The organism is Priestia veravalensis, from assembly GCF_001457055.1.
Classification (GTDB): Bacteria; Bacillota; Bacilli; order Bacillales; family Bacillaceae_H; genus Priestia; species Priestia flexa.
This window is the reverse complement of sequence record NZ_KQ758642.1, coordinates 26,570-46,765: the sequence shown is the minus strand read 5'-3', so window position 1 is coordinate 46,765 and position 20,196 is coordinate 26,570. Positions and strand designations below refer to the sequence as shown.

The window sequence follows — 20,196 nt, the reverse complement described above, 5'->3', positions numbered from 1 at the left end:
TAAGTAATTCAGCCAATGATAAACCTGAACGATTGAGAGTTTCTCACTTTTAATCGTTCAGGTTTTTTGTTGATTGTGAAAACAATGTTGGAAATAGGGTGGAATGGAGCGTAGGACACTCGACTCCTGCGGGAAAGAGAGGGAAAACTGAGATCCCGCAGCGCAGCGAGGAAGCTCAGGTTCCTCCCCGCGGAAAGCGAGTGGCCGTAGCGCAATGGAACGAACGTGTTCAGACAAACCAAAAAGATTGGAACAGCTATTGTTCGTCTCTTAGAAGCAATCATTTTGTTATGTCCCAAACTCTTTTGAATTAATTTTGTTTTGAAAACGCAAGCTTAACTCCAAAGCCAATCAGTACTAAGCCAGTTGCCCTATCCATTGCGCGCTGAACCTTGGCCGATAACAGCCAGCTTCGCAAATAGTTAATGAAAAAGACATAAACAAAAAACCAAGAAATAGATAGAAACGTATATATAACACCCATCATTAGTAATTGCTGAATAGAGCTTGAATCTGGGGTGACGAATTGAGGTAAAAACGTCAGAAAAAACATCGCTACTTTTGGGTTTAATACGTTTGATAACAATCCCTGCTTAAATGCAGACTGACCAGGTTTTATTTGGTCTTTTAAATTCTCTTCTGTTTCTTGTTTTTTTCTTGTCATAAATGAAGAAACGCCGAGGTAAATCAAATAAATAGCTCCCACGTATTTTACAATTTCAAATGCTAAAGCAGACTGCATGAGAATGGCTGAAAGGCCAAACGCTGCGGCAAACGTATGAACTAATGAGCCCGTAGTAATCCCTAAAGCCATTCGATAACCAGAGGCTTGCCCTTCACTAACGGTGCGTTTTGTAATAAGCGCAGTATCAACACCAGGACTCATTACAACAAAAGAAGATAGTAATAAAAACGTTAATAAGTCATTCAAAACGTTCACCTCTTTCAGAAATAATTAAACTATATAGTAGCATAAAAGACGCATATTTGTTAGATTATTCTTATTTTTTTGTTAACAATATTAAAGAGATGAGATATTTTTGGTTTCAAAAACAAGTTGAAAAACTATTGAAATGGGACGAACTTGTTCTTAAAAGCTAACTATTGTAGAAAAGTCATGATCCGTTCTTGAGAAAAAAATATTTTGTTATGTGCTAGCTTCGTGCTTACCTTTCTTGTAAACCGTCTGGCTCTGGGTGAATCATAATGTGAGCGTTCGGAAACTTTTCAAGAATTTTATCCTCAATGCGATCACATAAGTGGTGAATGCTTTTGATGCTATTCTCTGGCGGTACGATGAGGTGAAAATCAATATGTTCGTGGGCTCCTGCTCTTCGTGTTTTAAAACACTGAATTTCAATATACTCACTTTGAAAGGTACGAATAGCCTGGAAAACCTCTTCTTCTTCACTTTTGTTTAAACGAGCGTCCAACAGAGGAGGGAAGGCCTCTTTCATTAACTTCGTTGCTTCAATCATAATATAAAGCGCCAAGGCAATCCCGATAATAGGGTCTAGAAACGTCCAACCTGTTACGGCAACTAATATTAAGCTAAGTCCTACACCAAGCGATGTGTATACATCTGTAAGAAGGTGAAAGGCATTTGACTTCATTGCAACAGAGTTAATACGATTTGCTTCCTTATTTACAATTCTAGAAACTACAAAGTTAATAAGAGCACCCAGAAGCATAACACCAATAGCTAGAAGCGGAAGTTTAATCGGTTCAGGTGAAATCAACTTATGTACACATTCATAAATAATCCAAATACCTGCTACGTAAATAAGCAACGTCTCAATTGTTCCTGAGATATTTTCGATTTTTCCATGACCGTAAGGATGATCGTCATCTGCTGGCTTACCAGATACTTTAACAGAAATGAAAGCGATAAAAGAGGCCAATAAATCAAGTGCTGAATGAATGGCTTCTGATAAGACGGCTACAGAACCGGTCAGAATACCTACGCTAACTTTTAGTAGCACAACAAGTGAGTTGCTAGCGACAGATAAAAAGGCAATGTTTGAGGATGAGCGTTTCATAAAAAACTCCTTTCAGTTAGATGATTTTATCGTAACAAGCTAGCAGCAAGTGGGTCTACAGCAACGTTTTTAGAAGGAAACAACGGTTTTTAAAGTCGCTAAAAAAGTTGAATAAAGACAAAACTATTGTAGGAAAAATGCCTGCTTTTTATTCTTCTTATGATAGTAGTTTGCGCACTTTAAACGGCTTTACTTACAAAACTGTAAGCTAACTGTAAGGTAATGACATCGTTACAGATGCGATAAGCTATTACAATGAAAAAGAAGGGAGGTTTTACCAATAGAAGTGAAAAAGCATATCATTTTTTTTGACGGAGACTGTCATATGTGTAATCAAACAATTTTATTTATAATGAACCATGACCCAACAGTTACGTTTTGTTTTGCTTCCCTACAATCATCTTTGGGTGAAAAACTGCGAACTAATCACATAATCCCTCAACAATACAACTCAATTGTCTTATTTCAAAACGAGTTGATCTATACAAAGTCAACGGCCATGTTACGTATTGTGAAAGAGCTCACAGGGCCGGTCAAATATGCATATGTCTTTATTATTGTGCCTAAACGCATTCGAGACAAAGTGTATGATTACGTAGCTAAACACCGGCACAAGTTTATGAAAAAAAGAGCTTGTCGGCTGCCTACTGCAGAAGAGAGAAGTCGATTTTTAACAGAAAAATAGGTAAAGGAGTGGGCAAATGAAAGGTTCTAAATGGGTTTCAGTTTTTCGTCAATCAATTCCAGCAACGTTTCGGATTTTTTTAGGGGTTGTGTTTCTTATTTATGGCTCTGTAAAGATTGTATTCGGCCAGTTTGGAGAGCCTACGCCTGAAGCACTTGCGCTAAATGGTGAAGGGTTTGTTATGGCTTGGAGATTTTTTGGTTACTCCAAAGAATATGAAATCGTAATTGGAATTGGAGAGGTAGTAGCGGCTATTCTCATTATGATCCCGCGCACGGCGTTGTTTGGAGCAATCTGTTATTTTCCAATCGTTGTAAACGTAATGATGGTTAATTACTTTTTTGATATCGGCGTACAAGATTTAAGCACGGTGTTAACGCTAATGTGCCTAGCACTATTACTTTTTGAAAGAAAGCGACTTATTCAAGCGCTGTTTGTAAAAGAAGAAAGGAGAGTGTAGGATGACACCGTTTATGATAAAAATGCTGGTAGGGATTTTTGTTGGAACCACCTTATACTATTGGTGGAAAGAAGTAAGAAAAAAGGCAAAGCGCAAACCAAAGCATGAGTTTCCACTGAACTAAGAGTAGTAAAAAAATGTAGCCATGCTTGGAAGAGGTTCACTCCAAGCATGGCTATGATCAATCTATAATGAATACTCCCTATTAAAACGCATCAAAGAGATGTTTTATGTTTCTTATAAGGAATCGCACTGGCCAAAGTAAAAGCTGGGGAACTTCCAAGAGTAAATCAAAAAGAAAATCAAAAATGGTATATCGATCACGTGACGTTTTCTTTTTACGCTTTTGTTTTCTTGGCATCAACTGAGCACCTACCACCTTTTTATTATTTATTTCATTATACTGTTTTTTCGATAAAATGTATATTTCTTTCAAAACTACACAGATGTGGTAAAGTAGAAATAGACGATAAAAAGGAGTATTGATAGTATGAACATCAGAAAAGCAGAAAAACAAGAAGCAGGCGTTATAAGCGAGCTATTATATAGCATGCTTGGTCAAATTGCCCGCGACCATACTGCTAGTTCAGCGGACGACGAGGCTCTTCGCGTGTTATAAACATATGTGGAGTCAGACTGCAGCCGATATAGCTATAAAAATATTACGGTTGCTGAACTTAACGAGGAAATCGCGGGAGTCATGATTTGCTATGAGGGTGAACAAATTGAAGCTTTCGATCAGCCAATGGTTTCGTATGTTCGTGAAAAAACAGGAAACAGCAAGTGGCTTCCAGATAGGGAAACAGAAGCAGGAGACTTTTATCTTGATTCAATCGTTGTGGGTGAAAGTTATCAAGGTAAAGGCATTGGATCTATGCTGTTACAGAGTGCTTTTCAAGAAGCAGAAAGTAGGAAGCTTCCTTTAACCCTAAATGTTGAGCTTGATAATGAAGGAGCTCGTGCTCTCTACGAAAAAATGGATTTTTACGTGACGGGTACGCGTTACATTAGCGGAAAGCCATTTTATTATATGAAGCGAAACGCATAGTGATGAAAACCTCTTTCCACAGATGAAAGAGGCTTTCATAAATATTGTATGTACTGCAAATTTAGGGTACAATTATATAAAATGGATATATAAGGAAGGGTTCTTTATGGATATAAAGCGTATTCCCTTTAATATGAATTATAGTTTTAGCCAGAAGCTCCGCGAAGTGCCTTTTAATGAAGCTGATATCCGAAAAGGGATTGCTTATTTAAAAAAGAAAGCAATCTCAGAGGAAGATGAGAGAATAGCTGCGGACATGTACCGGATAATTGGTAAATATGAACGCATTGTAGGCGCATTAGAAAGCAGCGTAAGACATTTGCAGCTATCCATTTATTTATATGAAAGGTATCATGAACACGAGCAAGTATTTAAAAGTTCTATTTATTTAGGACAAACATTCCATTGGCAAAGTAATTGGTGTAAAGCAAATGAAACGTTCGAAACTCTCCTCAATCAGCTTCACATAAAATCATCGCTACATACATATGCAGATTTCTTGTATCAACAGTACGGAAAATGTTTATTAGATCAACAAAATCTTTCAAAAGCCCATCATTATTTTCAACAGTCGCTTGAAATTCGTTTGAAAGCAGGAAATGATAAGTTTATCGAAGAGGCAAATGAATGCATAAAGCTTTGTTTAAGAAAGTTGAAAAACTCATAAGTTTCCAAAGCTTCCATCTTTATTCTTACTAATACACTGTGTATAATGAGATATAAAGAGGGGGCTATTTGTCATGGGGATTCCAAAACCACTTGTTCAGTTCAATCAAGCTTTTATTGTAGCGAGCGTCGTTTTATCGTTTTTTACAACAACATGGGTACTGCTTGCTCCGTTTATTGTAGGGATCATTACTCTCCTAACAAAACAAAATCCCATCATGAAGGTGGGAAAACAATTTCTTAGAAAAGAAGCTTCATTCTATCCGTTAGAAGATCGCGATCAGCAGCTTTTCAACCAGTGGATTGCGACTAGCTGTTTAGGATTATCACTGTTGTTTTTTATGGTAAATCTACCAGTTGTATCAGCGGCTTTTAGCATCATGGTGCTTATTGCAGCAGGTGTAGCTTTAATGGGATACTGCATCGGATGTACGATACGTTATCGTTATATGATGTGGAAGTACAAGAGAAAGAAGCAAAAGCAAGCTGCATAAAGAAAAGGCGAAGTGCCTTTTCTTTTTTAATTGAGAAAAAGATTGACAGAAATGTCTTATATTCAGTAATATAAGGGTAGATAGTCAATTGAGAATGATTATCGTAGAACAGATGTGAGGGTAATCGTATGAGAGTAATATCATTTAAAAGCTACGAAGAATACCGGGAATTTATGATTCAAAAGTTTATCCATAAAGCAAAGCGTAAAGGCGCAAAACTTGAAAATGAAGAGTTTCAGAAGCGACTTGATGAACGCATGGAGCAAGTTAAAGAGTTTTGGGATGAGAGAGAATGTGAAAAGCAAATTGCTGATCGAGGAAGCGCGACGTTATCCGTACATCGAGGGATGTTTAAAGAAGACCAGCACAAAGTTTCAAAACATCTTGATAATACAAGGCTTACCGAATCTATTCATGTACGCTTAGATGCCAATACATATGATAAACTGCTTACATTTTGTGAACAACACGATATGGATATTTCGCAAGCCGTGCGATTTTTAATTCAAAATAGCTAACACAATCTATAGTTGAAAGGAACGATTCAGATGTCAGCATCCATTCGAGACGTAATAAGAGAAAGAAGAACCATTCGTACATTTAATAATGATCCAATTGAGAAAGAAGCTATTATCCAACTTTTAGACGATGCATCATGGGCTCCAAACCATAAGCTACGTCAGCCGTGGAGACTTGTGATGTTTTATGGGAAAGGCAATGAATCATTAAGTGAACAGATGAAAAACTTGTCCAAACAAGTTTCTGATGAAGGAGCAGCAAAAAAAATAGGGAAGATGGCAGAGAAATTTTCTCAATCACAGGCTAATATTATTATTACGGTCCCTAAAGATGAAAATGAAATGAAGCAAGAAGAAGATTTCAGCGCTGTGTCTGCTTTTATCCAAAATTTTCTACTGTTAGCGTGGGAGCAAGAAATTGGAGTGCTATGGAAAACTGGTAAACTCATTCATCAGCCGGGGTTTAGAAAAATAGCAGGAATAAAAGAAGATGAAGCTATTGTCGGTGTATTGATGTTAGGTAAATTTGATGACGTTCCAGCACCTAAGCCACGTGAAGCAATTATAGAAAAGCTAAGGTTGATTGAAGCGTAAGAATAAAAGCTCTTGTTGTAAAACAAGGGCTTTTTTGTATACTTGTATAAAACAATCAGTGGAGTGTATTCGCATAATCGGTTAAAAAGGAGAGGATTATTTGACAAATGTTCAAAGAGCGTTTGGCTCAGCTTTTTTATATGCAATCATTACAGGTTTTGCGCTCATGATTGTAAAAGTAGCGCTAAACTATGCAGGGGTTATTGATGTGCTTGCCCATCGCTTTACGCTATCTTTTATAGTTGCTTCCTTGTTTCTATTTGTGAACAAGCAAAAAATGCAAGTGAATGGGCACGATGTTCTTCGTATTGTACCTCTAGGTCTTTTATTTCCGATAAGTTACTTTGGCTTTCAAGCGCTTGGTCTTTTATATACCACATCTTCTGAAGCGAGCATTATTCAAGCGTCGGTTCCAATTTTCACTTTGCTTCTTGCTACCTATCTATTAAAAGAAACGTCAACGTCTCGCCAAAAGTTTTCAATTCTATTATCTGTTTCCGGTATTGTATACATTCTAGCAATGAAAGGCGTAAATTTCTCAGCAAGTGGAAGTTTAGGTGCCCTGTTTATTTTACTAGCATCCTTATCAAATGCTTCTTATAACGTACTCGCTCGTAAAATGACACGCTCATATTCTACCTTGGAGCTTACATACGTCATGATGTTTGTTGGGTTTGTCGGCTTTAACGGAGCGGCCGTTGTTCATCATAGTCTTAACGGCTCGCTGGCAACATTTTTCGAACCGCTTTTTCAACTGGAATTTTTGCTTTCAGTAGCATACTTAGGTATATTTTCTTCTCTTATTACAGCTTTTCTATCCAACTACTCGTTAAAAACAATTCAAGCAGCGCAGATGAGCGTGTTTACTAATTTAGCTACGTTAATCGGTGTGATAGCAGGCGTCGCATTTTTACATGAGAGTTTGTCTTACTTCCATTGGATTGGAGGTATAGCTATTATGGTTGGTATTATTGGGACGACGTATAAAGGACGCTCCAAAGGTCAAAAGCTAAGCAAAAAACTGATTGACAAAAAGTTAGAAAACTCGTAAACTTTTGAAATTATGATTAGCATCATTTGCTAAGATACATACTTTGGAGGATTACGACATGAAAAGACAGATATGGAAAACAGCAATCATGATGGGAGTTGTGGCGTGCATGCTTACAGCTTGCTCTGGAAATAAGGAAAACAGCTCTGTAGATTCCGACCGCAACAAGCTTACCTTTTTATCCAACTTTCCAACAGATACCCTAGATCCCCAGCTTAACTACACGCCGCTGCGAGCAGGCATTGTGGAAACATTGGTCAAAACAACAGAAGATTCACAAATTGAGCCATGGTTAGCTGAAAGTTGGAAAACGTTAGACAATGGAACAACCTGGGAGTTTATTATTAGAGACGAAGTTGTGTTTCAAAATGGAAAAACGTTGGACGCTAAAGCGGTGAAATCGTCATTAGAACGTACGATGAAGGTGAGTGAAGCGATGAAAGCCTCATTGAAAATAAAAGAAATGAAAGCGGATGGTCAAAAACTAACGATTGTAACGCAAGAGCCTGTAGCTTCATTTCCGTCTGAACTCGTTCATCCCAACGCAGCTATTATCGATGTAACCGAAAAAAATATTGAAGCACATCCAGTAGGTACAGGACCATTTGAAGCGGTATCTTCTCAGCCAAACAGTAAGCTAGAGCTGAAAAAAAATGATCAGTATTGGGACGGTGAATCTAAATTGGATCGCGTTACAATGCTATACAATGAAGATGCAAATGCAAGGACAGCAGGGCTCCAATCCGGAGAAGCAGATATTGTGTATCGTCCTGAAATTGAAAACCTAGAGCTGTTAAAGAAAGACGAGTCGCTTGTAGTTGACGTCGTTCCAAGCTTACGAACGCAAATGCTTTTATATAATACGAACATTGAAGCGTTTAAAGATGTTAACGTGAGAAAAGCATTTGATGTTCTCTTAAATCGTCAAGATGTGGTAGACTACACGCTTGCAGGACAAGGCGTAGCAGCCAACGGTCCGTTTTTAAAGGAGTTTTCTTTCGCTTATGATGCTCCGAAAAAAGAGTTTGGCACTGAATCTGCAAAAGAATACTTAAAAAAAGCAGGCTACAAATTTGAAAGCAACCAAGTAGTCAAAGATGGTAAGCAGCTATCGTTCACAATCTTAACATATCCATATCGCCCAGAGCTTCCCTTGATGGCACAGCTCATTCAATCGGAAGCGAAAAAGATTGGGGTCAAAGTAGAAATCCAGCAGGTTGAAAACATAGATGAATATATGACCACAAATTCCGACTGGGGCATAGCTACATACAGCTTAATTACGGCCCCGCGCGGTGATTCTTCTTATTTTTTAAATAGCGTTTATGGAAAAGATGGTTTTTATAACGTAGGTCACTATGATAATCCAGCGCTTAGTGATGTAATTAAGCAGTTAAATGAAACTGTTGACGAGCAAAAGCGCGTGGAGTTAACAAGACAAGCGGGAAAAATAATCAATGATGGAGTCCTGCACTCTGCTATTGTCCATCCAAATAATTTTGTTGCGTATAAAGAAAACGTAAAAGGATGGCAAATGACGAAAAGCGAGTACTATGTCATTACTAAAGATTTAGCTCTACAAGAATAATAGAAATCCCCTTCTTGCATTTACATGCAGAAGGGGATTTTTTATAAAGTAATGGTAGAGAAGGTGACAAAAAAACATGTTATGTTTTCTGACATCTTTGCTGTCGAATTCATTTATTTAGTTTAAGGTTAACATAACGTAACGAATTAAAGGATGATGATATGACAACACGGTGGATTACAAGCATTGGGCTTGATATTGGAACAAGTACCACAAAGCTGATTGTAAGTGAACTTTTAGTCAATCAGATCAACGGCGCCTTTTCGCTGCCTAGCTGTGATATTGTGGATCGAAAAGTTACTTATCAAAGTGAGATTTACACAACGCCTTTAAAAACAGAGGTTGAAATTGATGTAGAAGCACTCAGTGAACTGCTTCAGGTAGAGTATCAAAAAGCAAACGTAGCACTTCAAGCCGTGGAATCGGGTGCGGTCATAATTACAGGAGAAACAGCCAGAAAAGAAAATGCAGAAAAAATTCTTCATTATTTAGCTAATCGAGCTGGAGACTTTGTCGTAGCAACAGCTGGTGCGGACTTAGAAGGGATGTTGGCAGCGAAAGGTTCTGGTGCGGTTGCCCTGTCCGAGGAAACAGAAGGAGTCATCGCTAATGTTGACGTCGGGGGAGGAACGGCTAACGTTGCTCTTTGTGAAGATGGAAAAGTTATTGGCGCGTTTACATTTCATATTGGAGGACGATTAGTCCGAATTCAAGAAGGTGGTCGTGTAGACTATATTTCACCGTTTTTACAACCTTTTTTAAAGGAATATCAATCTACTATGCAGGTTGGTAGAACGATAGATTTTGAACAAGCTGCGGTGCTAAGCGATCGCTTAGCAGATGAACTTCTAAGCTTTTTAAAAGAACGTGACCGAGCATCGTCTGTGCTTCTTTTAGCCACTCTAAGTAAATCTTTACCAACCATTGAAAAAGTGCTTATTTCAGGTGGAATTGGAAAAATGATGAATGAACACTCTCCTACTACGCTAAAGGAAGCCGTGGCATTTGGTGACATTGGTCCACTTTTAGCAGCAAGCTTAAGGAAAAAAGGAGCAGAGGCAGCACCAGAAACAGCTCGAGCAACGGTCATTGGTGCAGGCATGCAAAATACAGAAATAAGCGGAGCAACAGTATACATAGCAGAAGATTGTTTGCCTCTAAAAAACATTCCAATTGTTAAAGTAGACGTAGAGAAAAATGGAGTGTGGAACGAACTGTCTTTTGTGAAAAGGCTACAAAGTACGCTATCTCAAGCGAACACCATATTCGATTGTGAAGGACAAGCTACAGCTATTGCGCTGCAAGCTTTTACTACCTGCACGTATACGATGCTTCAAGAGTTAGCAGAAGCTCTATACAAAAGCTATATGAACTTTTTCTCACAGGCGTCTTGCCTCATCGTTTTATGTGAGCAAGATTTAGCAAAAGCACTTGGACAAGCTATTCAAAAGCGTAACAAAGCATTGAAAGTCATAGTGCTTGATGGCATTGATTTTACGTATGGAGACTACATTGATATCGGCATGAAAACCGTTGGAGAAGCAGTCACTGTATCAGTAAAAACGTTAGCTTTTTAAAAGGAGATGAAAAGATGATCAAGTCGTGCGCAGTATTAGGAGAACAATTTGTATTTAGAAGCTTAAAGGAAATTATGGCAAAGGCAAACGAAGCGCGTTCGGGAGATGAATTAGCGAGGATTGCAGCAAGCTCTATGAAAGAGCGAATGGCAGCTAAGCAAGTATTGGCAAACTTAATGCTAAAAGAAATTCGAGAATATCCAGTTTTAAGCCCTGAACAAGATGATGTATCAGCACTTATTGAAGAACAGGTACATGAAGAAATTTTTAAAGTAATTCAAAACTGGACGGTGGCGGACCTTCGCGAATATGTACTAGAAGATCAGCACGAAGGAGCGGACTTACTTTATATCGCCAAAGGATTAACGAGTGAAATGATTGCAGCGGTCACTAAAATTATGTCAAATCTAGATTTAATTCAAGCCGCTTCTAAGATCGAAGTGAAAACAACTTGTCAGACAACTATTGGTATGAAAGGAGTACTCGCATCACGAGCGCAGCCGAATCATCCCTCAGATAATTTAGCCGGCATGCGTGCGTCTTTATACGAAGCGCTCAGCTATGGTATTGGCGATGCTGTTATCGGTATTAATCCTGTTATTGATACAACTGAAAATATTTATGCGCTTTTAAATGAAACAAAGTCAATTATTGATGAATTTCAAATTCCTACCCAAAACTGTGTCCTTGCACATGTGACCACTCAAATGCGTGCGATTGAAAAAGGCGCTTCAGCAGATTTGATCTTTCAAAGCTTAGCGGGAACGCAAGCAGGAAACGAATCGTTTGGTATTTCGCTTTCGATGCTAAAAGAAGCCACTGCATTGATTAATGAAAAAGGCACTGCGGTAGGTCCTCATCGCTGGTATTTCGAAACTGGTCAAGGCTCTGAGCTTTCTGCTGAAGCTCATTACGATATTGATCAAGTCACGCTTGAAGCAAGATGTTACGGCTTAGCACGTCAATTTAACCCCTTTTTAGTCAATACGGTTGTTGGGTTTATCGGTCCAGAGTATTTATACGATAGTAAGCAAGTAACAAGAGCAGGGTTAGAAGATCATTTTATGGGGAAAATGCACGGCTTACCGATGGGAGTGGATGTGTGCTATACGAATCATATGAACGTTGATCAAAATGATATGGATAACTTAAGCATGCTGCTTGGCACAGCGGGCGTAAACTTTGTAATTGGTGTACCGATGGCTGACGACTGTATGCTAAACTATCAGTCGCTAAGCTATCATGATATCGCGACGGTTCGACGAATTTTAAACCAAGGGCCGATTTCTATCTTTAAGCAGTGGTTAGAAGAGTATGGCATTATGGAAAACAATCGATTTACGTCCAAAGCAGGTGATCCAAGCATTTTTATGAACGGCGTATTAGGAGGAATGAAGTAATGAAAAATGAAAAAGAACAGCTGCTAGCTCGCTTAAAAGGTTTTACGCCAGCCCGAATTGGTGTAGGACGAACGGGAACAAGGCCGCTAACTTCTGATGTATTAGCTTTTCGAACAGATCATGCAGCTGCTGTTGATGCGGTGTACGGTGAAGTGGATTATAAATTATTGGAAGATTTAGAATTATTTTCGATTGATACAAAGAGTACGTCAAAAGAGCATTATCTAAAATTCCCTGACCAAGGGAGATTGCTTTCAGAGCTTGCAAAAGAACAATTAAAACGTAACTGCCGAAAGCAGCCAGACGTTCAAATTGTTGTTTCTGACGGATTGAGCGCAAATGCAATCGAAGCAAATATCCGCGATGTTTATCCAGCTTTGGTTGATTCATTGGATTCATATGACCTTAGTGTTGGGACTTCCTTCTTTGTAAAAGGAGGGAGGGTTGCATGCATGGATGATATTGGTGATATTTTAGCTCCAAAAACACTCGTTTTACTTATTGGAGAACGACCTGGACTTGTCAGCGCAGAATCGATGAGCGCATACATGTGCTATCAGCCACAAAAAGGAAAAAAAGAGTCCGACCGCATGGTGATTTCTAATATTCATCGTGGCGGCACTCCTCCGTTAGAAGCAGCTGCACATATCGGTACAATTATTTATCAAATGATCCAGCAGCAAACAAGCGGTGTTCACCTCGTTATTTAATCGTTTTTATCAGTAAAAACAACATACATAAAAGGAGGAGTTAGAATGGCGTTACAGAAACATCTAAAACCAATCCATCTTTGGGCTATTTCAGTAGGGATGGTTATTTCAGGACAATATTTTGGGTGGAACTATGGGTTTGAAGCAGGTGGGATTTTAGGACTTGCAGTTGCTACCTTAATCGTAACGATTTTCTATACAACTTTTATGTTTAGCTATGCCGAACTATCAACGTCAATTCCGCAAGCGGGTGGACCGTCAGCTTACGCAAGAAGAGCAACGGGTCCATTTGGAGGATTTATAGCTGGGATTGCCTGTTTACTTGAATTTGTGTTTGCACCGCCCGCTATTGCCGTTTCAACAGGTGCATATCTAAATTTTTTAATTCCATCGATTAATCCCGTATATGCAACCGTTGGTGTCTTTGCCTTCTTTATTCTCGTTAATTTAATCGGCGTTAAAGAAGTAGCTTTAATTGAGCTAAGCGCTACGATTCTAGCACTTATTGGATTAGCAATCTTCTACGTGAGCGGACTGTCGCATATCGAAACAAGCAATCTATTTAATGAACAATCATTCTTAAACGGTCCTTCTGGTATTTTAGCTGCTATTCCGTTTGCCGTTTGGTTTTACTTGGCTATTGAAGGTGGAGCTATGGCTGCAGAAGAAGTTGAGAATCCACAAAAAAACATTCCCAAAGGGTTTATTGCTGCCATTATTACCCTAGCAACGGCTACTATTTTCACGCTATTTGTCACAGCGGGATTAGGTGGAGGAAGCGGTACCAGAGCTTCAGCAGATTATCCGCTTCCACAGGCGTTATCGCTTGTCTATGATGGAAATGCGCTTTCTATTACAATTGCAATCATTGGCTTATTCGGGCTCATTGCAAGCTTAAATGGCATTATCATGGGTTTCTCTCGTCAAACGTATGCGCTAGCGCGAGAAGGGTATTTTCCAAAATTTCTTGCAAAAACGAATAAAAAAGGTGTGCCAGTGGGAGGCCTGCTCATTCCGGGGGTAATCGGCGTGATTTGTGCAGGATCCGCGACGTTTGCAAATGCACTTATTATTCTAGCCGTATTTGGTGCAATGACGATGTACTGCATTAGCTTAGTGTCACTCTTTATTTTACGAAAGAAAGAGCCAAACTTAGTAAGACCGTTTAAAGTCAACTATCCTGCTGTTCCGATCATTGCGCTTTCGTTAGGCTTACTATGCTTATTTAGCATCGTGAAATACAGCGTCCTGACAACGGATTTAATACTTTTTAACCGTTCGATTCCGCTCATTTATATTATTGTAGGAATCTTTGCTGCTTCAGTTGTTTATTATTTTGCATACCCAGCCAGGTTATTTAAAAAGGATCAGGGTGAAGTATATGGTGAAGAGGCAATTAAGGTGAAGTAATAAAAGATTCTTGTTAAAAAGATATGAGTAGAAAAGCTGAGAGTGTATGTATTCTCAGCTTTTTTCTTTAGTCTATTAACATGTATTGTATACTGATAAAATAAGAAAGCGCTTTATTTATAGGTTGATAAAATCAAAAAACGTGGAGGAGATTATGGATCAGATTGTACGAGACGTAGCTAGCTTAATTAAGTGTAAGAATAAAAAGATGATAATTGGTATATCAGGTCACGGTGCATCTGGAAAAACAACATTTGCGAAGAAGCTTATCCACCTTCTTGGAGAGGACGAAGTTAATTATATCAATACGGATCCTTATATTGTTGATTCTAATCTTAGGAAGCAGACTCTCATAAGCTATGAATATAAGGGAGAACGACATGAGGGCAAGATAACGGCTTGTCATCCTTCTGCTCATCATCGGAATGCTTTAGAAAGAGATGTTCAAATGATTAGAAGCTCATTTGATTTTTATACAATAGGAACACATTATTTAGAGAGTATTCTAATTTCTGCGCGGAAAAGAATAAGTATTATAGAAGGAATGAGTGTAGCCTTCACTAATTTGAATTTATATGATAGGACCATCTATCTATATACGAATGAAGAAACTGAGCTAATGAGACGAAGTGAACGCGATGTGTTTGAAAGAGGAATGGACCTCGATTATTTAAGGAGGACTCATCAAGAACGTAGAATTCAATATGATGTATTTATGCACGCGTATCACAGGGACTTTGATATTGTTATCAAAAACTCAAACGAGAATTTTATACTTGAAAAAAGCAAATAAAATCGAAAGAAGCACATGGTTATTCCAGTGCTTCTTTCAGCTGCTATTTAATACATTTCAATACCTCAGTATAGAAAGTATGTTTGTCATCCACGTTTAAAACAATTCGATCTATTTCTTTCGTTATTCCGTATGGTAAAGTTAGCGTTTGCTTTTGGTGGAGTTGAATTTCAAAGGTTGGCTTTTCTGGAACAAAGTCATTTAGCCTTGCATCGTATAAGTGAGCCTGCTCAGCCTTCGTGAACGTTTCAGCGCCGTCATACCATTTAATTTCCTTAATCGTAGCTAATGGAATGATGGCTCTTTTAGTCAAGCCTGTTTGTAAAATCAGCTCTTTTGTTGTTAAGACATACGGAGAAAGACGAATGGCTTGAATTTCGGCAATCATGAATACAATCCCGTATATATTTAGGAGTAAAAGAATCATTGAGAGAGCTGGGCTCCATTGATGTAAAAAGTAATGGACACCGACTGTTTCTAACACAATAGCATGAATAATGACCAGGTTTAGAGCCACTCCATTTGCGCTTTTATGGTATGAAAATGAACTGCCATTTACATGTACTTTCTTTTTAAATGAACAAGTGTAGTACAAGATGGAAAGGTCATGCAGCCACCAAGGTGATGTCTTTAAGTTGTGAAAGGTTGTCTCTAGGGCTTTTTCAAGGTTTATTGGGAAAAGAGCGTAGTTAGTAGCTTCTGCTAAATAAGAACGTTTCAACAAAGGTAGAATGCTTAGAAAGCGATACAGATACAAGCATGCGCTTATTGTAAGTAGCCCTATAATTATAAAAATTAAGTAGGATGTCAATGAATAGTGTGTAAAGTAAGGCTTTGGAATCGCTATGTATGCAAGGATAGAGAGTATGCTAATGACTCCAATGAAATGGTGGAGAGTAGGTTTTTGTCTAAAGATGAAAACATAAAGTAAGAGCGGGATAACCATTAAAAAGTCAAGCAAAGATCCAATGACTACTTCATTAGGGACAGGGCCGAACGCTGAAGTACGATAAACAATGAAGTTTGCACACATAATCAGTCCGATTAAAAGAAGAATCACATTTGTTCGTTTCATTATAAATAGATTCATTATTTTCACCTCTTCTTCATCATACCAGAAAAAACATAGATAAATTTTACAAAATAAGAAACTTTTTAAACTTGAAATTCGTATTACTAAATAAGAAAGAAAAAGATAAACAACGTGTGTTGAAAAGGGGAATAATGTAATGAAACAAAAGCATATTAAAACAAAATTTCAAATCGAAGAGTTTGCTGAGTTTTTTTTAGCTGGTGAGTTTGCTATTATTTATCATCAATTAAGCGAAGAATTTCAGTTAGAAGTACCGTTCACAGACTTTTTACATATGAGCGAAGAGTTCAATCAAGGAGTTGAGAAATATAGCTTAGAAACACTTCTGTCAATCTCATCGTCTGTTCAACAATATATCTGGATTGATAGTAAGGAGCGTAAAGGAATTAGCCTATTCGTTGAGGAGAATGGGACAATTGTTGGTTTGGAACTTCAGCTAATTGAACAACAAGCGAACATATGCAAAACGTCGCGTACATATAGAATGCCAATTAACCAAGAATAGTTTGTACTATGGGGAGGTACAAACGCGCTGTTAAACTATCATTATCTAATTATTTCACAGCGCTATGCGTATGACTTAGTTATTCACCGTGATGAAAGCACGTATAAAGAATATGGGGATGAACTAGAAGACTACTATGCATTTAACCAAAAAGTAGTTGCGCCGGCTGAAGGGAAGGTCGTTGCGGTAGTGGATGGGTTAAAAGATAACCCAATCGGTGATGTGGATACCGAACACCCAGCGGGGAACTATGTGATAATTGACCACGGAAACAGCGAATATAGTTTATTAGCGCACTTTAAACAAGGGAGTATTTTAGTAAAAGAAGGAGATCTTGTTTATGAAGGGAAGTGGATTGGAAGCTGTGGAAATTCAGGTAATTCAACAGAGCCTCATATTCACTTTCAAGTTATGAATGGTCATAATCTCTTTACAAGCGAGTCGCTGCAAATTCAGTTTAAAAATGGTATGGAACCAATTCGTGGCGACTACGTCATTCCAACTTTTAGCTGAAAGTGAACGAATAAAATAATCTAACATTATTACTTACGATAATTGTTTGGAAAGGCCGTTATGTTATGACGGCTTTTTTTGTACAATCATTGAAACACGAAAACTCCTTCAAAAGAGTCATTATTTACACAGAGGTAGTAGTTCTTTTGTTGAAAATACACAAATAAAAAACTGAAAATTCATTCCTTTTCCGATGAATTAACAATAATCATCCTGTAAACTAAAAAAACTAGATGTTATATTTTATAACACAAAAAGTTAGGTTTAGGAGGATGAGTAATAAATGGAACAAAACGCTGATTTACGTCCAATTGCGCACGAGAAATATCGTATTTTAGGTCCAAAAGCGTATGTGGCAATGTGGTGGGGAGATGCCGTAATGGTTGGTTCATTTATGTTAGGTTCAAGTTTAATTCCACCTTTTGGGAAGTTGAATTTGACGCAAGCTTTTATCGCTTTAATTCTAGCGAATATTCTCGCTGCTTTGTTATTTGCGTTAAATGGACGAGTAGGATGGAAACACGGGATTCCAATGGTTGTTCAGCTTAGATCTTCCTTTGGTCCGGTAGGTTCTCGAATTCCAGCTTTAATGCGAGCGGTCCCCGCGTTATTCTGGTATGGAGTCCAATCTTGGCTGGGGGCTCAGGCGCTGAACCAAGTGTTTATGGGACTTATCGGTTTTGATAACGTTTGGGTCTGGTTTTTTGCATTTCAAGCGCTCCAAATCTTCCTATCAGCTAAAGGCATTCAATCGATTAAGTGGATTGAAATTGTAGGATCTGTCATTATTATGCTGGGCGTTGTGTATTTGATTTTTCTCTTTTTATCCACCTTTGGATTCGAAGTTGAGAAAGTCGCTAACACCGAGGGTTCCTGGGGAATTCCATTTTGGCTTGCGATGACGGTGTTAATCGGTCAATTTGCTGCACTGCTCATTAATATTTCAGATTACACTCGCTACTTCCCACGTAAATCTTCAGCTGGTACGTTTGTAGGAGCTCACGTTGTAGGGATTGTTCCACCGATGATTTTATTGCCATTTGTCGGCATTTTAGGAGCAGCGGCCGTCGGCGTCTGGAATCCTGTTGATATTATCTCAAATCATATTTCGAATGTAGCAGCCAGTATTATTGTGTTAATCTTTATTGCTCTAGCCCAAGTTACAACAAACTTAGTAGCTAATATCATGCCTCCAGTACTTGTGGCAATGGATTTATTTAAAATCTCATGGGAAAAAGCCTGCGTAATTGTCGGAGTACTAGGAGTAGTAACGTGTCCATGGTTTATTATGACGGATTCATTATTTTTAACATTTATCGCAGTTGTTTCAGCTTTTTTAGGTCCGATTTTTGCGATTATGGTAGCAGACTTTTACTTTATTCATAAAGGTAATTATAATGTGGCTCCGCTATATGAAGGTAAACTATTTATGGCATTTAAAGGGTGGAATCCTGCCGCTATTATCGCCACAATTGTTGGAACGTCTCTCGCGTTTATTAACGTGGAACTTTCGTGGTTTTTAGGTTTAATTCCTGCAGCCCTTGTGTATGTTGTGTTAATGAAAACATGGATCATGAAGCATGAGCAGTATGTAAGAGAAGGGCTTAATCAAACATTCCGTCATTCAGCCCCATTAAAACGTGAAGAAGCGAGCTGAATCCAGGTAGGGAAACTCCTACCTGGATTTTAGTGTGTTTAGTGAAAGTTTACTAATAAAAGATAAAAATTTATTGAAAATTTCAAAAAATATATTGAAAGCGCTTTATATATATGTTATTCTTCATTTATCTAGGTAAAATTTACTGAAAAATGAGTAAAAAACACATGTAGTGAGGTAGTGTATATGACCACGTTAAAAGAGGTAGCAACTGCTGCAAAAGTTTCAAGCACCACCGCATCTAGGGTGTTAAACAATGATCATACACTTTCTGTTTCTGATGAAACCAGAAGTCGAGTTTTAAAAGCTGCAAAAGCATTGAATTATACACCCGTAAGAGCGCGTAAAGGAGAGACGGGAGATGCAAATCTTACTCCCCGTATTGGTATTATGTTTGCCCAAACTGTTGAAGAAGAGCTGGCAGACCCCTTCTTTTCATCTATACGACACGGAATTGAGAATGCTTGCATAGAGAGAGGAATTTTAACAAATCGAATGTTTCGTCTAAAAAGCATGCATCGAGAAGAAGTGCTTCATGACCTAGATGGTTTAATTGTTGTCGGGCGCATTAGTGCTGAGACGATTCAAACTGTTAGTAATCATCTCGACAATATTATCTTTGTCAATCACTTAGCGGATGAAAATACATATGATTCAGTCATCAGCGATTTTGAACGCGCAACGGAAAGTGCGCTTGAGCATTTAATACAGTTAGGTTATCAGCGTATTGGCTACATCGGAGGACGTGAACGAGAACATTTTATAAACGGAAATCAGGTTATTGAAGATAAGCGCCAAACAACATTTGAAAAAATACTAGAGAAAAAAGGAATGTTTTGTTCTAGCGATGTTCATATTGGTGAATTCGCCATGGCTCAAGGGTATGAGTTAATGGAGAAAGCGATTAAACAAGGAAATTTGCCAGAAGCCTTTTTCATAGCGAGCGATTCAATGGCGATTGGCGCAATGCGAGCTCTTCAAAAAGCGAATCGTAAAGTGCCAGAAGATGTTGCGATTGTAAGCTTTAACGATGTAGATGTTGCAGAATTTACGAGTACGCCTCTAACCACGGTCAAGGTCTACACGGAGCAGATGGGCCGGTTAGCGGTCAACTTACTAATGGATCGAATAAATGGGCGCAAGATTCCGCTAAAGGTGACGGTACCTACAAAATTAGTAATTCGAGATAGCTGTGGTTTAACAATGAAACGAATGGCTAGCGGGGCGTAAACAGTATAACTGAAAGGAGGTGATGCACGAGCCTTATTGGAACGTAAATGATTGTAAGGGGGAGAAGAAATCGAAAGTAAAAAACACATAAAAAAAAGAGATTAAAAAACCTAGAGCAAATGCTTCCGTTTTATTGGCAGATAAAGCGGAACAAGCAAGATGGCA

Annotated in this window: 24 protein-coding genes; 21 read left to right on the top strand and 3 right to left on the bottom strand. The window is 38.4% G+C overall.

Translation table 11 applies throughout. The annotated features are described in order from the left end of the window. The first annotated feature begins 98 nt into the window (after positions 1-98). Positions 99-314 carry a hypothetical protein gene (locus AS180_RS08955; RefSeq protein WP_062686718.1) on the top strand — a complete coding sequence of 72 codons (216 nt, stop codon included), beginning with the start codon at positions 99-101 and terminating at the stop codon, positions 312-314. Here AS180_RS08955 and AS180_RS08950 read toward each other — a convergent pair. Both AS180_RS08950 and AS180_RS08945 read right to left on the bottom strand, forming a co-directional pair. Further along, complete coding sequence (locus AS180_RS08950) at positions 311-931, bottom strand: LysE family translocator (RefSeq protein WP_062686717.1); 621 nt, start codon at positions 929-931, stop codon at positions 311-313. The two genes, AS180_RS08955 and AS180_RS08950, sit on opposite strands and share 4 nt — an antisense overlap. Before the next feature lie 235 nt (positions 932-1,166). Next, a complete protein-coding gene (locus tag AS180_RS08945; RefSeq protein ID WP_025911798.1) occupies positions 1,167-2,039 on the bottom strand; it encodes a cation diffusion facilitator family transporter in 873 nt (290 codons plus the stop codon). A gap of 286 nt (positions 2,040-2,325) precedes the next feature. Here AS180_RS08945 and AS180_RS08940 point away from each other — a divergent pair, with 286 nt between their 5' ends. The 16 genes from AS180_RS08940 (at position 2,326) to AS180_RS08875 (ending at position 15,033) form a co-directional block, all read left to right on the top strand. Beyond that, positions 2,326-2,724, top strand: coding sequence for a thiol-disulfide oxidoreductase DCC family protein (locus tag AS180_RS08940; RefSeq protein ID WP_062686716.1), 399 nt, complete (start codon positions 2,326-2,328; stop codon positions 2,722-2,724). Between the two features lie 16 nt (positions 2,725-2,740). Further along, positions 2,741-3,184, top strand: coding sequence for a hypothetical protein (locus tag AS180_RS08935; protein WP_025911800.1), 444 nt, complete (start codon positions 2,741-2,743; stop codon positions 3,182-3,184). A gap of 1 nt (position 3,185) precedes the next feature. Further along, complete coding sequence (locus AS180_RS23855; RefSeq protein ID WP_257788882.1) at positions 3,186-3,308, top strand: hypothetical protein; 123 nt, start codon at positions 3,186-3,188, stop codon at positions 3,306-3,308. Positions 3,309-3,674: 366 nt separating this feature from the next. Beyond that, positions 3,675-3,803, top strand: coding sequence for a hypothetical protein (locus tag AS180_RS23850; protein ID WP_258954119.1), 129 nt, complete (start codon positions 3,675-3,677; stop codon positions 3,801-3,803). A gap of 6 nt (positions 3,804-3,809) precedes the next feature. Then, a complete protein-coding gene (locus AS180_RS08930; protein ID WP_197414237.1) occupies positions 3,810-4,232 on the top strand; it encodes a GNAT family N-acetyltransferase in 423 nt (140 codons plus the stop codon). 106 nt (positions 4,233-4,338) lie between these two features. Further along, positions 4,339-4,899 carry a hypothetical protein gene (locus AS180_RS08925; RefSeq protein ID WP_061785485.1) on the top strand — a complete coding sequence of 187 codons (561 nt, stop codon included), beginning with the start codon at positions 4,339-4,341 and terminating at the stop codon, positions 4,897-4,899. Positions 4,900-4,972: 73 nt separating this feature from the next. Next, the gene (locus tag AS180_RS08920) at positions 4,973-5,392 is read left to right on the top strand and encodes a DUF4395 domain-containing protein (RefSeq protein ID WP_025911804.1); all 420 of its coding nucleotides are present in this window, start codon (positions 4,973-4,975) and stop codon (positions 5,390-5,392) included. A 128-nt stretch (positions 5,393-5,520) separates the two neighbouring features. Further along, positions 5,521-5,910 carry a hypothetical protein gene (locus AS180_RS08915; protein WP_025911805.1) on the top strand — a complete coding sequence of 130 codons (390 nt, stop codon included), beginning with the start codon at positions 5,521-5,523 and terminating at the stop codon, positions 5,908-5,910. Between the two features lie 30 nt (positions 5,911-5,940). Next, positions 5,941-6,504, top strand: coding sequence for a nitroreductase family protein (locus AS180_RS08910; RefSeq protein ID WP_062686714.1), 564 nt, complete (start codon positions 5,941-5,943; stop codon positions 6,502-6,504). A gap of 100 nt (positions 6,505-6,604) precedes the next feature. Next, positions 6,605-7,555 carry a DMT family transporter gene (locus AS180_RS08905; RefSeq protein WP_025911807.1) on the top strand — a complete coding sequence of 317 codons (951 nt, stop codon included), beginning with the start codon at positions 6,605-6,607 and terminating at the stop codon, positions 7,553-7,555. 58 nt (positions 7,556-7,613) lie between these two features. Then, entirely contained in the window at positions 7,614-9,143 is a 1,530-nt protein-coding gene (gene nikA / locus AS180_RS08900) for a nickel ABC transporter substrate-binding protein (RefSeq protein ID WP_025911809.1), read from the top strand. 161 nt (positions 9,144-9,304) lie between these two features. Beyond that, complete coding sequence (locus AS180_RS08895) at positions 9,305-10,720, top strand: ethanolamine ammonia-lyase reactivating factor EutA (protein ID WP_035321401.1); 1,416 nt, start codon at positions 9,305-9,307, stop codon at positions 10,718-10,720. A 14-nt stretch (positions 10,721-10,734) separates the two neighbouring features. Next, entirely contained in the window at positions 10,735-12,120 is a 1,386-nt protein-coding gene (locus AS180_RS08890; protein ID WP_025911810.1) for an ethanolamine ammonia-lyase subunit EutB, read from the top strand. After that, the gene (gene eutC, locus AS180_RS08885) at positions 12,120-12,830 is read left to right on the top strand and encodes an ethanolamine ammonia-lyase subunit EutC (protein WP_025911812.1); all 711 of its coding nucleotides are present in this window, start codon (positions 12,120-12,122) and stop codon (positions 12,828-12,830) included. Before AS180_RS08890 ends, eutC begins: the two co-directional genes overlap by 1 nt. Before the next feature lie 45 nt (positions 12,831-12,875). Continuing rightward, positions 12,876-14,240 carry an ethanolamine permease gene (gene eat, locus AS180_RS08880; RefSeq protein ID WP_025911814.1) on the top strand — a complete coding sequence of 455 codons (1,365 nt, stop codon included), beginning with the start codon at positions 12,876-12,878 and terminating at the stop codon, positions 14,238-14,240. Between the two features lie 154 nt (positions 14,241-14,394). Next, the gene (locus AS180_RS08875) at positions 14,395-15,033 is read left to right on the top strand and encodes a uridine kinase family protein (protein ID WP_025911815.1); all 639 of its coding nucleotides are present in this window, start codon (positions 14,395-14,397) and stop codon (positions 15,031-15,033) included. 43 nt (positions 15,034-15,076) lie between these two features. On the opposite strand, the gene AS180_RS08870 is transcribed toward AS180_RS08875, so the two are convergent. Then, a complete protein-coding gene (locus AS180_RS08870) occupies positions 15,077-16,123 on the bottom strand; it encodes a hypothetical protein (RefSeq protein WP_025911816.1) in 1,047 nt (348 codons plus the stop codon). Between the two features lie 139 nt (positions 16,124-16,262). Here AS180_RS08870 and AS180_RS21630 point away from each other — a divergent pair, with 139 nt between their 5' ends. From AS180_RS21630 to AS180_RS08855, 4 genes are all read left to right on the top strand, one after another. Further along, on the top strand, positions 16,263-16,631 hold the full coding sequence (locus AS180_RS21630; RefSeq protein ID WP_082636367.1) for a hypothetical protein: 369 nt from the start codon (positions 16,263-16,265) through the stop codon (positions 16,629-16,631). A 27-nt stretch (positions 16,632-16,658) separates the two neighbouring features. After that, on the top strand, positions 16,659-17,144 hold the full coding sequence (locus AS180_RS21625; protein WP_082636366.1) for a M23 family metallopeptidase: 486 nt from the start codon (positions 16,659-16,661) through the stop codon (positions 17,142-17,144). Positions 17,145-17,427: 283 nt separating this feature from the next. Continuing rightward, entirely contained in the window at positions 17,428-18,801 is a 1,374-nt protein-coding gene (locus AS180_RS08860) for an NCS1 family transporter (protein ID WP_025911819.1), read from the top strand. Between the two features lie 186 nt (positions 18,802-18,987). Beyond that, complete coding sequence (locus AS180_RS08855; RefSeq protein ID WP_025911820.1) at positions 18,988-20,031, top strand: LacI family DNA-binding transcriptional regulator; 1,044 nt, start codon at positions 18,988-18,990, stop codon at positions 20,029-20,031. Positions 20,032-20,196: the final 165 nt, after the last annotated feature.

Excerpts from the sequence above, each read along its gene's own strand:
- AS180_RS08945 (WP_025911798.1), bottom strand. The coding sequence starts at position 2,039 with ATGAAACGCTCATCCTCAAACATTGCCTTTTTATCTGTCGCTAGCAAC.
- AS180_RS08935 (WP_025911800.1), top strand. The coding sequence starts at position 2,741 with ATGAAAGGTTCTAAATGGGTTTCAGTTTTTCGTCAATCAATTCCAGCA.
- AS180_RS23855 (WP_257788882.1), top strand. The coding sequence starts at position 3,186 with ATGACACCGTTTATGATAAAAATGCTGGTAGGGATTTTTGTTGGAACC.
- AS180_RS23850 (WP_258954119.1), top strand. The coding sequence starts at position 3,675 with ATGAACATCAGAAAAGCAGAAAAACAAGAAGCAGGCGTTATAAGCGAG.
- AS180_RS08925 (WP_061785485.1), top strand. The coding sequence starts at position 4,339 with ATGGATATAAAGCGTATTCCCTTTAATATGAATTATAGTTTTAGCCAG.
- AS180_RS08920 (WP_025911804.1), top strand. The coding sequence starts at position 4,973 with ATGGGGATTCCAAAACCACTTGTTCAGTTCAATCAAGCTTTTATTGTA.
- AS180_RS08915 (WP_025911805.1), top strand. The coding sequence starts at position 5,521 with ATGAGAGTAATATCATTTAAAAGCTACGAAGAATACCGGGAATTTATG.
- AS180_RS08910 (WP_062686714.1), top strand. The coding sequence starts at position 5,941 with ATGTCAGCATCCATTCGAGACGTAATAAGAGAAAGAAGAACCATTCGT.
- nikA (WP_025911809.1), top strand. The coding sequence starts at position 7,614 with ATGAAAAGACAGATATGGAAAACAGCAATCATGATGGGAGTTGTGGCG.
- AS180_RS08895 (WP_035321401.1), top strand. The coding sequence starts at position 9,305 with ATGACAACACGGTGGATTACAAGCATTGGGCTTGATATTGGAACAAGT.
- AS180_RS08890 (WP_025911810.1), top strand. The coding sequence starts at position 10,735 with ATGATCAAGTCGTGCGCAGTATTAGGAGAACAATTTGTATTTAGAAGC.
- eutC (WP_025911812.1), top strand. The coding sequence starts at position 12,120 with ATGAAAAATGAAAAAGAACAGCTGCTAGCTCGCTTAAAAGGTTTTACG.
- eat (WP_025911814.1), top strand. The coding sequence starts at position 12,876 with ATGGCGTTACAGAAACATCTAAAACCAATCCATCTTTGGGCTATTTCA.
- AS180_RS08875 (WP_025911815.1), top strand. The coding sequence starts at position 14,395 with ATGGATCAGATTGTACGAGACGTAGCTAGCTTAATTAAGTGTAAGAAT.
- AS180_RS08870 (WP_025911816.1), bottom strand. The coding sequence starts at position 16,123 with ATGAATCTATTTATAATGAAACGAACAAATGTGATTCTTCTTTTAATC.
- AS180_RS21630 (WP_082636367.1), top strand. The coding sequence starts at position 16,263 with ATGAAACAAAAGCATATTAAAACAAAATTTCAAATCGAAGAGTTTGCT.
- AS180_RS08860 (WP_025911819.1), top strand. The coding sequence starts at position 17,428 with ATGGAACAAAACGCTGATTTACGTCCAATTGCGCACGAGAAATATCGT.
- AS180_RS08855 (WP_025911820.1), top strand. The coding sequence starts at position 18,988 with ATGACCACGTTAAAAGAGGTAGCAACTGCTGCAAAAGTTTCAAGCACC.